Below are 11,285 nucleotides of genomic sequence, written 5' to 3' on the forward strand. Positions count from 1 at the left end.
GAGCAACGTTGGAGGTGTTCTGTGGGATCGACTGGGCCGAAAGCCACCATGATGTGGCCTTGGTCAACCAGGTGGGCACACTGCTGGCCCGATGTCGCATCAGCGATGACGCGGCTGGGCTCACCCAGCTGCTCGGATTGCTCGCCGAGCACGGCGATACGGCCACCGAGCCGATCCCAGTGGCCATCGAGACCGCGCGGGGTCTGCTGGTAGCTTGCCTGCGCGGTACCGGCCGCCGAGTGTTCGCGATCAACCCGCTGGCGGTGTCGCGTTATCGGGACCGATATTCGGTCGCCCGCAAGAAGTCCGACGCCGCGGATGCCTTGGTGTTGGCCAACATTCTGCGCACCGACCTGGCCGCACACCGGCCACTGCCGACCGACTCCGAACTGGCCCAGGCGATCGCGGTACTCGCCCGCGCCCAACAGGACGCGGTGTGGGATCGCACGCAGGCGCACAACAAGCTGCGCAGCCTGCTGCGCGAGTTCTACCCGGCGATGCTGGCCGCATTCGCCGGCACCCGCGACGGCATCATGTCCTCCGCAGCCCGGGCGATCCTCGCCGCCGCCCCAACCCCGCCGGCCGCAGCCAAGCTCACCACAACCCAACTGCGAGCATTGCTGGCCAAAGCCGGGCGGCAACGCGGCATCGACACCGAAGCTGCCCGCCTGCACGAGGTGTTCCGCCGGGACTGGCTACGCCAGCCACCGCTGGTGGAACAGGCCTTCGGCCGGCAGACGCTCGCGCTGCACCGCCAGCTCGACGCCGCCTGCGTCAGCGCTGATGACCTTGCCGCCGCGGCGGTGGAGTCTTTTGAGCAACACCCGGACGCCGAGATCATCACCAGCCTGCCAGGACTTGGATCACTCACCGGCGCCCGGGTGCTCGCCGAGATCGGCGACGACCGATCCCGATTCTGCGACCCTAAAGCCCTCAAGGCCTACGCCGGCAGCGCCCCGATCACCCGCGCCTCCGGCAAGACACACGCCGTCATGGCCCGACGCATCAAGAACCAACGGCTGGCCGCCACCGGCTACATATGGGCCTTCTCCGCACTCACCGCCTCACCCGGCGCCCGAGCACACTACGACCGGCGACGCGCCGCCGGAGACCGCCACGCAGCCGCCCAACGCAACCTGTTCAACCGACTCCTCGGCTGCCTCCACCACTGCCTCACCCACCAGCAGCACTACCAGGAAACCATCGCCTTCCCCGCACACGATCAAACCCACGCCGCTTGACAACCAACCGCATGGGATGTCTGCCTCTGCCGCCGCCACCACCGCGCCAAACACCAAGGCGGCTGGCAACTGCAACAAACCAACCCCGGCACCTTCCAGTGGACCACCCCACTCGGCTTCCAGCATGTCGTGGAGCCGGATCCGGTGACCGATCCGGATCCGCCGCCCTTCTGAGCGCCGCGCCCAACCCACCAACCCCACTCGCCCGCCCCGGCGACGCGCCCAGCCCTGCCCGATCCGGGAGCGGTACTTCGGTGCACGGCTGTGGGCAGACCCCCAACCCACCACCCACGCACCCCGAAGGGCCGTCCACAGCCGTGCGGCGGAACGCCGGACCCAGCCCCGCCAAGGCGACCGACCCGAGCGTTCCGACGGAATCGGGGACGGCACCCAGGCAAACCACCAGCAGGGCCTAACCGGACGGAACGCCCTGACCCAGCCTCAGCCAGGTGACCGACCCGAGCGTTCCGCAGCCGGGGCCGGCACCCAAGGACGCCGCCAGAACTGCACCGCCGGCCAACCCCGCGCGAGGCTGCTACGGGAGGGCGAGGAGGTCTTCGTGGTGGACGGTGGCGGTGAGGTGGCCGGCGGTGCACTGGGCTAGGCGGCGGGCGAGGTAGGGATCGGCGGCGGGAGCTAGGTCCGGCTGTTGGGCGACGGCGGCGGAGACCCAGCCGCGTAGCCATTCGGCGGTGAGGGGCGACTGGGCCGGGCCAAGGTGCCAGGGGGTGGGGTGACGACGAACCGTCGCGCCCAGGCGGGTGAACTCGGCGGCGGCGGCGTCGGCGGCGTCCGGGCCTAGGAGGCGGCGGCCAGCCGTGACCCGGCGCTGGTGGGCGTTGAAGGCGGCGGCCAGGTCCAGGTCGAGGGGGTCGGCGGGGGTCAGATCGACCCGGCCGGTCACGGACAGGGTGAACAGGGCGGGGACTGCGGCGGACACGCAGGTGGCGGCTAGGGCGGCTACTTCGGCCGAGGTGAAGAGGTCGAGCAAGGCTGAGGCGGTCACCAGGGATGTGCCGGCCAGGTCGGCGGGGGTGAGGCGAGTGATGTCGCGGAGGTCCGTTTCGGCGGTCACCCCGGCTGGAAGTGCGGCGGCGGCGCGGGCCAGCAGGTCCGGGTCGCGGTCGGTGAGGATCCAGTGCTGGCGACCGGGCAGGCGCTCGGCCAACCAGCGGCACATCGCCCCGGTACCGCAGCCGAGGTCGCGGATCACCAGGTCCGGGGCGGTGAGGCGGGGGCGTAGGTGATCTAGCAGATCCGTTGACCGGGCGGCGGCGTCAGCCCCGGCGCGCAGCGCCAGCCACTCCGGGGGGAACTCGGTGCGCGTCACGCTGCCTCCACTGTGCTCGATGACACCAACTGCGCTCGATTTGAACCAACCCGAGCGCGGGCTCGTGTTGACCCTACGAGTACCGATTTCAGGAGGACGCGCGTGGCCGGACAGACTGCAGCTCCGATGCGGACGATGACCGCGGGAGCCGCCGCGCAGGTGATCCTGCTCACCGGACTGACCCTGGTCGCGGGGTTGGGCCTGGCGGGCTGGCTCGCTGCGCTGCTTTTCGCCGGTGCCGGCGGCGCCATGCTCATCGGTGGCCTGCGCCGCTCCGGCGCGGTCGACTTCGGGCCGGCCGACCGGGTCACCCTGGCCCGGGCGGTGCTGGTCGGCGGCGTGACCGCGCTGGTCGTGGACAGCCTCCAGCAGCCCGTTCCGGTGCCCGTGCTGGTCGGCGTCGCCGCGGTGGCCCTGTCCCTGGACGCGGTCGACGGTCGGGTCGCCCGGCGCACCGGAACCTGCTCCCCGCTGGGCGCGCGGTTCGACATGGAGGTCGACGCCTTCCTGATCCTGGTGCTGTCCGCCTACCTGGCCACCTCCCTGGGCGCCTGGGTGCTGGTCATCGGCGGGATGCGGTACGCCTTCGTGGCGGCCAGCTGGAACCTCACCTGGCTGCGCGCGCCGCTGCCGCCGAGCCTGGTCCGCAAGACCGTGGCCGCCACCCAGGGCATCGCGCTCACCGTGGCCGCCTCCGGGCTGCTTCCAGCGCTGGGGGCTATCGTGCTCACCGCGCTGGCACTGGCCGCGCTGGTCTGGTCGTTCAGCACCGACGTGCTGTGGCTGTTCCGGCACCGGATCACCGTCCCGGCCCGCCTGCCGAGCACCTGGACCCTCCAACCCGCCCACCGGTGATCCATCGAATCGCAGAGGACGAGATGACAACGGACATCGACCTGCGGCCCCCGGTGGCCGAGGCCCCGGAGGAGCCGGCCGAGCCGGAGCAGCCGGAGCCCGTCCGGCCGCGCTGGCGGCGGGTGCTGAGCGCGGCGCTGAGCGTCCTGGCTTTCCTGCTCGTGCTCTTCGCGCTGGTCGGTCCCACCAAGTTGGGCAACCTCACGCCGCTGGCGTTCGTCCGGCTGCCCATCGAGGGGCTCCTCGCGATCGGGCTGATCCTGTTGCTTCCGCGCCGGACCCGGGTCGCGGTCGGCATCGTCCTTGGCGTGCTGCTCGGCCTGCTGACCGTCCTCAAGCTGGTCGACTTCGGCTTCAACTACGCCTTCGACCGGCCGTTCGACCCGGTGCTGGACTGGGCTTTCCTGCAGTACGGCATGGAGTTCATCTCGCTGTCCCTTGGCAGGACGGGCGCGATCGCGGCGGCGGTCGGGGCCGCCGCGCTCGCGCTCGCCCTCATCGCGCTGATGCCGCTGGCCGTGCTGCGGCTGTCCCGGGTGGCGACCGGACACCGCCGGGCCGTGACCCGGACCGTGCTGGTGCTCGGCGTGGTCTGGGCACTGTGCGCGGTGCTGGGTGTGCGCTTCGTCGCCGACAGCCCGGTCGCCTCGAGCAGCGCGACCACGCTCGCCTACCAGCGGCTGAACATGGTGCAGGCCGGCATCGATGACCAGACCGAGTTCGCCGAGCAGGCCAAGGTCGACGCCTTCCGCGACACCCCCGCCGAGGCGTTGCTGAACGGCCTGCGCGGCAAGGACGTGATCCTCACCTACGTGGAGAGCTACGGGCGGGTGGCGCTCGACGATCCGCAGTTCGGACCCGGGGTGCGGGCCGTACTCGACGCCGGGAGCGCGCAGCTGCGGGACGCCGGGTTCGCCTCCCGCAGCGCGTTCCTCACCTCGTCCACCAACGGCGGCGGCAGCTGGCTCGCGCACTCGACGCTGATGTCCGGACTGTGGATCGACAACCAGTTGCGATACCGCACGCTGGTCGCCAGTGACCGGTTGACCCTCAACGGCGCCTTCCGGCGGGCGCACTGGCGCACCGTCGGCGTCATGCCCGCGATCAGCCAGGCCTGGCCGGAGGGTGGCTTCTTCGGCTACGACCACATCTACGACGCCAACAACTCCGGCTACCGCGGCCCGAAGTTCTTCTATGCCACCATGCCCGACCAGTACACGATGTCGGCGCTGCACCAGGCCGAGCTCGCCCGGACCGACCGGACGCCGGTCATGGCCGAGGTCGCGCTGCTGTCCAGCCACAACCCGTTCTCCCCGGTGCCCCGGCTGATCGACTGGGACCAGGTCGGCGACGGTTCGGCGTTCCAGGGGATGCCCGAGTCCGCCGAGCACCCCGAGGACGTGATGGGGGACGCGAACCGGATGCGGGTCGCCTACGGGCACAGCATCGAGTACTCGCTGCGCACCCTGATCACCTTCATGCAGACCTACGGCAACGACAACCTGGTGCTGGTCTTCCTCGGCGATCACCAGCCGCAGTCGGTGATCACCGGCGACGGTGCCCCGCACGAGGTGCCGATCACGATCGTCGCCAAGGACCCGGCGGTGCTCGACCAGATCTCCGGGTGGAACTGGCAGGACGGGTTGCGGCCCGGGCCGGGCGCGCCGGTCTGGCGGATGGACACCTTCCGGGACCAGTTCCTGTCCGCGTTCGCGAAGGATCAGTCCCCCGTCGGGCACTGACCGGGGCTCAGAGCAGCCCGCGCTGGCGGGCCACGGCGATCGCGTCCCGGCGGTGTGAGACACCGAGCTTGCGGTAGATGCCGCGCAGGTGGGTCTTGACCGTGTTGACCGAGACGAACAGGGTGCTGGCGATCTCCTCGGCGGTGCGCATCGAGGGCAGTTCGGCCAGCAGCGCCTGCTCCCGCTCGGTGAGGCCGTCGGTGGCATCGAGAACCGAGACCGGCACCGCGGCCAGAACGTTGGTGGCGAACGGTTCCAGCCGGCCGAACCGGCCGGATCCCTGTGCCAGCAAGACCCGGATCGACTGGCCGGCATCCCGGAACGAGCGCAGCACCTGGTGCGGCGCGGCGAGCCCGAGCGCGTGGACGAGTGCCTCGTGCGAGCGGTGCGCGTCGGCGGCCCGCTCGGCCAGATGCGCCTCCAGCAACCAGGCGTCGATCAGCGTGGACGCGACGATGGACCGGGTCTGGCCGTCCAGCACGGGCTGCAGCAGCCGCCGGGCCGAGGCGAACCTGCCACGGTTGGCGTGCAGCGTCGCGCGGAGCAGTTCCCTTTCACCGCAAGGGAAACGCAGGTTCTCCAGGCGGGAGAGCACTTCCAGCGCCCAGGTGTACTCGCCGACCCGCAGCGCCATGCGCTGCTGCGGCAGCGCGGCGTAGGCGAGCAGGGCCGGGGCGACGGTCCGGCCGCCGAGGCGTTGCCAGTGCGCCCGCAACGTGCCGGCGACCTCGTGCGGGTCCTCGGCCGTGTCGAAGGTGACCATCGCGCGCAGGGTGTGCGCGAACAGGTCGATGGTGGGGTCGATCGGCCGGTCCAGCAGCTGGACCGCCCGCTCGGCCAGGTGGACCGCCGCCGCGTCGTCGAGCCGTTCGTAGGCGCCGACTCCGAGCAGCACGGAGGGGTAGGCGCACCGGGACGTGTCCTGCCAGCCCCGGGCGGTGGCCAGTTCGATGGCGGCGTCGGCGCGTTCGGTCATCTCGCCGAGGTCGCCCTCGGTGGCCGCCGCCGCGGCCAGATGCGCCTGGCACTGCACGGTGATCGCGTCCCGGCGCTCGGTGGTGGCCAGTTGCAGGGCCCGGTGCAGCTCCGCCTTGGCGGTCTGGTGGTGCCCGGTCCACGCCGCGGCCACGCCCCGGTTGAACGTGGCCATTAGGTCGACGTCGACGTCGCCGGTCTGCCCGGCCCGAGTGCTCCGCAGCGTCACCAGCGCCGCGCCGAGATCACCGTGCAGCCGGGCCCGGTGCAGCCCGATGGTGGCGTGCAGGGCGCGCAGCCGCTGGGTGCGCAGCGGGTGCGTGCCGTTGTCGATGCTGCGCAGCGACCGGTCGGCGGCCAGCAGGTCACCCAGCTCGAGGGCGGTGGCGGCGGCGACGAGGGCGACCGAGGGCCGGGTGAGCACCGAGGCCGGCGCGCCGTCGAGGATCCGGCGCAACCGGATGGCCTCCCCGGTGCCGAGGAGCTCCAGGCCGTGCTTGGCGAGCAGGCGGGTCAGCAGGTCGTCGTCGCCCGCGGCGATGGCGTGCTCCATCGCCCGCTGCGGCTCGCCCGAGGCGAGGAAGGCGCCCGCGGCGATGCGGTGCAGCTCGCGCTGGGCGGACTTCCGGCGCCGGCCGAGCTCGGCGCGCAGGTAGCTGCGCAGCAGCGGATGGTAGCGGTACCAGCGCGTTTCCTCGTCGCGGTCGCTGACGAGCACGCCGGTTCGGTCCAGCAGGTCCAGGATCTGGCCGGCGTTCTCCTGCCGGGACAGCCGCGCGGCGAGGTCGGCGGTGAACCTGCCGCACACGCAGGTCGCGAGCATGAACTGCCGCACGTCCTCCGGCTGCCGGTCGAGCACCTCCCCGACCAGGTAGTCGGCCACACCGCGGTCCTCGCCGGTGAAGTCGGTGATCACCTCGTCCGGCCGGGTCGAGCCGGCGAGGGTGATCGCGGCCAGCCGCAACCCGGCCGCCCAGCCCTCGGTCCGTTCCATCAGCAGGCCCAGCTCGGCTTCGGTCAGGTCGAAGCCCTCGTTCGCATACAGCGACCGGGCCTCGTCCGTGGTGAAGATGAGGTGTTCGGGGTCGATCTCCCGCAGCCGGCCCTCCAGCTTGAGCCGGGGCAGGATCAGCGGCGGCGGGAACCGCGTGGCGAGCACGACGCGCAGGGTCGGCGGCAGGTGCCGGAGCAGGATGTTGAGCGTGTGCACGGCCTCGTCCGAGGTCACCTCGTGCATGCCGTCGAGCACCAGCACCAGCGGGGCGGGCAGGTCCTCCAGCGCGGCCAGCACGGCGGCGAGGAAGCCCGCGTAGGGTTCGGCGGCCGGCGGCGGCGTGAGCCCGTCGAGCGGACCGGCCTCGCCCCAGGGTCCGCCGATCTGTAACGACCGCAGGATCGCCGACCACAGCCGAACCGGGTCGTCGTCCTCATTGTCCAGTGCCACCCAGGCCACCCCGGACCGGTCCCGGGCCCAGGCCGCGAGCATGGTGGTCTTGCCGGAGCCGGCCGGCGCCCGGACGACCGTCACAAGTGGACTGTCCGGCGGTCCGCCGACCGCGTCGTCCATCAGTGTGTGCAACCGCGGGCGGAGCACCGCCGTCGCCGCCACAGTCGGAACCCGCACCTTCGCCGCGGCGACAACGGGCGGCTCACCGGCGCCGTTCTCGCCAGCGATGCTCACACGCTCACTCCCTCCTCGCCCGGCCCCGAGGTGCGCAGCAGCAGTTTCATCCTGCGACGGCGATCAGCCGGGGACGTCATCTGTACGGGGTGATTCCCCCCGCACGGGCGCAAGGCCGAACTCCGGCATTCCCTCCCGCGTGCGGGGACCGGAATTCCGCACCGGCAACCGGCTCGCCCGGTCGGGGTGATGAGACCGGCGGCCGTCCGTGCGACGGTGGCCGCGGTGCCGACCCCATGTCACCGCGCGGGCTGGAGGCAGGCTGTGAAGACCGCTACCGAGATGGGCGTCGATACCGGCTACGCGATGCCGCGGGGACTGATAATCCTGCTGGGCACCGCCGCGGCGGTGATCACCGTGGCCGGGATCCGGGCGATGGCCTGGCTGATCGGGCCGATGCTGCTGGCGCTGGTGATCGTGGTGGTGGTCAGCCCGGTGCACAGGTGGTTGCGGCGGCACGGGTTCCAGGCCTGGCTGGCCACCTCGATCCTGGTCCTCCTGGTGTACGGGGTGCTGATCTCGTTCGTGCTGGTGGTGGTGCTGTCGGTGGCCCGGCTGGCCCAGGAGTTGCCGGAGTACACCGACCGGGCCAGGGAGCTGGCCAACGAGGCCACCAACCTGGCCGCCCGGTTCGGCCTCGAGTCCGAGGACCTGCGGCAGGCCGCCAGCACGCTCGACCCCGGCAAGCTGGTGACGATCGCCGGCGACCTGCTCTCCGGCATCGCCGGGGTGACCACGAGCATCGTGTTCCTGCTGGCGCTGCTGCTGTTCTTCAGCGTGGAGACCACCGAGATCGGCGGCCGGCTCGGCGTGATCAACCAGGACCGCCCGCAGGTGCACGACGCGCTGCTCGACTTCGCCCGCCGGACCCGCAAGTACATCGTCGTGACCACGGTGTTCGGGCTGATCGTCGCGGTGCTGGACGTGATCGCGCTGGCCTGGCTGGGCATCCCGCTGGTGGTGCTGTGGGGCGTGCTGTCGTTCGTGACCAACTACATCCCCAACATCGGGTTCATCATCGGCGTGGCCCCGCCCGCCCTGCTCGGCCTGCTGATCGGCGGCTGGCCGAAGGCGCTCGCCGTCATCGTGGTCTACGTGGTGCTCAACTTCATCGTGCAGTCCCTGATCCAGCCGCGCTACGTCGGTGACGCCGTCGGCCTGTCCACCGCGATGACGTTCGTGTCACTGGTGTTCTGGGCGTGGGTGCTCGGCGCACTCGGCGTGCTGCTGGCGATCCCGGCGACCCTGCTGATGATGGCCGTGCTGGTGGACACCGATCCGAAGGCCACCTGGGCGGCGGCGCTGTTCGGTGCCCGGGCGCGGCGCAAGCGGCGCAGGCGGCACCGGTCGCAGGAACCCGGCGGCCCACCGCGAACGGACGGACCGGACCGGCTGACGGTCTGGCGGTTCGCCTCGGCGTCCGGCGCGGCGCAGGCGGCGCGGACGCTGGAAAGCCTCGGCCGGATGGACGTGGTCACCGTCGCCGACGCGGCGGTGGTGTCGTGGGACGCCGGGCGCGCCCGCCCGCGGCTGCGCCGGGTCCGCGACCTGGGCGGCGAGCGTGCCCTCACCGACGGGTTCTGGGGCCTGCTGTTCGGCCTGGCCTTCCTGGACTCCGCGGCCGCGCCGGCCGAGCTCGGCGTCGACGACCTGGTCCAGCGACTGCGTGCCGACCTCGTCCCGGGCAGTTCGGCGCTGATCGTGCTCGGACCGGCCGAGGCGACCGACCGGTTGCGGGACGCCTTCGCCGGACCGGAGCCCCCCGAGCTGAACTCCACCAGCCTGACGAACGAACAGCGTGACGCGCTGCGCGAGGTGTTCGCCGGCGAACCGGCGCCGGCACCCGCGCTGACCGGAGGACAACCATGACCCAGGCGATCCGATCCAGCCCGAAACCGTTCACCCCGGACGACTACGCCAACCGGATGGCGCGGGTGGTCGACGACGCGGCCGAGGCGGGACTGGATGGGCTGATCGTCACCCCCGGCCCGGACCTGGTGTGGTTGACCGGATACCGGCCCACGGCGATCACCGAGCGGCTCACCATGCTGGTGCTCACCGCGCGGGAGATGCCGACCATGCTGGTTCCGGCACTGGAGCGGCCGGACGCCGCGGCGGCCGCCGGGGCGCCCGGTCTGCGGCTGGTCGACTGGGCCGACGGCTCCGACCCCTACCAGGTCGCCAGCGGGTTGCTGCGGTTCGACGGCCGGTACGGAGTGTCCGACTCCACCTGGTCGGCGCACCTGCTCGGCCTGCAGAAAGCCTTGCCGCGCACCGGATACAGCTCGCTCAGCGAGTGCCTGCCGATGCTGCGGGCGGTGAAGGACGACAGCGAGATCGCCCGGCTCACCGCGGCCGGCGCCGCCGCCGACGCGACCTTCGGCGAGATCGTGAACGTGCGCTTCGCCGGCCGGCACGAGTACGAGGTGGCGGCCGACCTGGCCCGGCTGCTCCGCGACTTCGGCCACGAGCAGGTCGACTTCACCGTTGTCGGCTCCGGCCCCAACGGCGCCAACCCGCACCACGAGGCCGACGACCGGGTGATCGAAAAGGGCGACACGGTGGTGCTGGACTTCGGCGGGCTGATGTACGGCTACGGGTCGGACACCACCCGCACCGTCGCGGTCGGCGAGCCCGACGCGGAGGTTCGGGCGGTGCACGAGGTGGTCCGGCAGGCGCAGCAGGCCGCGTTCGAGGCCGTCGCGCCCGGGGTGCCGTGCGAGGAGATCGACCGGGTGGCCCGCACGATCATCACCGACGCCGGGTACGGCGGGCAGTTCATCCACCGCACCGGCCACGGGATCGGTGTCACCACGCATGAGCCGCCCTACATCGTGGACGGCGTCAGGCAACCCCTGAAGCCAGGGATGTGCTTCTCCATCGAGCCGGGCATCTACCTGCCCGGGCGGTTCGGGGTGCGGATCGAGGACATCGTCACCGTGACCCAGGAATCCGGGCTGCGCCTGAACAACACCCCGCGCGACCTGCACGTGGTCGAGTAGCCAGTACGCTCCGGGCACCCGAACCCGGAGGTGGCCCCGATGCCCGACCTGCTCGTGCTCAGCGAGGCCGAGGTCGAGCAACTGCTGGAGTTGGCGAGCCTGGCGGGGGCGCTGCGCGCCGCGCTGCGGTCGATCAGTTCGGCAACCGCTTCGGTGCCACCGCGGATCGGCGCGTCCAGTCGGTCCGGGCTGCTCGGCGCGATGCCCGGCTTCGTGCCCGACCTGGGCCTGGGCGCCAAGCTGGTGTCGATCTTCCGGGGCAACCACTCCGGTGCGGTCCCGGGTCACCAGGCGCTGGTGGCGTTGTTCGACCCGGACGACGGGACACCGCTCGCACTGCTCGGCGGCACGCACATCACCGGCATGCGCACCGCGATGACCTCGGCGATCGCTGCCGCCGCGCTCGCCCGGCCGGGCGCGACCACGCTGGCAGTGCTGGGGTCCGGGGTGCAGGCCGAG

General features: G+C 72.0%; 7 protein-coding genes and 1 pseudogene. 6 read left to right on the forward strand and 2 right to left on the reverse strand.

Annotated features, from left to right (window positions below; translation table 11 throughout):
• Positions 1-8: 8 nt before the first annotated feature.
• Complete coding sequence (locus VFO68_RS34100) at positions 9-1,241, forward strand: IS110 family transposase (protein WP_325162569.1); 1,233 nt, start codon at positions 9-11, stop codon at positions 1,239-1,241.
• 535 nt (positions 1,242-1,776) lie between these two features.
• Here VFO68_RS34100 and VFO68_RS34105 read toward each other — a convergent pair.
• Positions 1,777-2,571, reverse strand: a complete 795-nt coding sequence (locus VFO68_RS34105) for a class I SAM-dependent methyltransferase (RefSeq protein ID WP_325162563.1) — start codon at positions 2,569-2,571, stop codon at positions 1,777-1,779.
• Positions 2,572-2,706: 135 nt separating this feature from the next.
• Between VFO68_RS34105 and VFO68_RS34110 the strand changes: the two genes are divergently transcribed.
• Complete coding sequence (locus VFO68_RS34110) at positions 2,707-3,426, forward strand: CDP-alcohol phosphatidyltransferase family protein (protein WP_325162564.1); 720 nt, start codon at positions 2,707-2,709, stop codon at positions 3,424-3,426.
• Positions 3,427-3,449: 23 nt separating this feature from the next.
• The gene (locus VFO68_RS34115) at positions 3,450-5,168 is read left to right on the forward strand and encodes a sulfatase (RefSeq protein ID WP_325162565.1); all 1,719 of its coding nucleotides are present in this window, start codon (positions 3,450-3,452) and stop codon (positions 5,166-5,168) included.
• 7 nt (positions 5,169-5,175) lie between these two features.
• On the opposite strand, the gene VFO68_RS34120 is transcribed toward VFO68_RS34115, so the two are convergent.
• A complete protein-coding gene (locus tag VFO68_RS34120; RefSeq protein WP_325162566.1) occupies positions 5,176-7,824 on the reverse strand; it encodes a LuxR C-terminal-related transcriptional regulator in 2,649 nt (882 codons plus the stop codon).
• Between the two features lie 264 nt (positions 7,825-8,088).
• Here VFO68_RS34120 and VFO68_RS34125 point away from each other — a divergent pair, with 264 nt between their 5' ends.
• The 3 genes and pseudogenes from VFO68_RS34125 to VFO68_RS34135 form a co-directional block, all read left to right on the forward strand.
• The gene (locus VFO68_RS34125; RefSeq protein ID WP_325162567.1) at positions 8,089-9,693 is read left to right on the forward strand and encodes an AI-2E family transporter; all 1,605 of its coding nucleotides are present in this window, start codon (positions 8,089-8,091) and stop codon (positions 9,691-9,693) included.
• Entirely contained in the window at positions 9,690-10,826 is a 1,137-nt protein-coding gene (locus VFO68_RS34130) for an aminopeptidase P family protein (protein WP_325162568.1), read from the forward strand. The genes VFO68_RS34125 and VFO68_RS34130 overlap by 4 nt, the downstream gene beginning before the upstream one ends.
• 39 nt (positions 10,827-10,865) lie before the next feature.
• Positions 10,866-11,285 (forward strand): annotated as a pseudogene (locus VFO68_RS34135) (hypothetical protein); the annotation flags it as partial.

The organism is Actinophytocola sp., from assembly GCF_035712165.1.
GTDB lineage: Bacteria > Actinomycetota > Actinomycetes > Mycobacteriales > Pseudonocardiaceae > DASYTH01.

What these genes read in the sequence shown, in the direction of transcription:
- VFO68_RS34110 (WP_325162564.1), top strand. Translation starts at nt 2,707, where the DNA reads ATGACCGCGGGAGCCGCCGCGCAGGTGATCCTGCTCACCGGACTGACC.
- VFO68_RS34115 (WP_325162565.1), top strand. Translation starts at nt 3,450, where the DNA reads ATGACAACGGACATCGACCTGCGGCCCCCGGTGGCCGAGGCCCCGGAG.
- VFO68_RS34130 (WP_325162568.1), top strand. Translation starts at nt 9,690, where the DNA reads ATGACCCAGGCGATCCGATCCAGCCCGAAACCGTTCACCCCGGACGAC.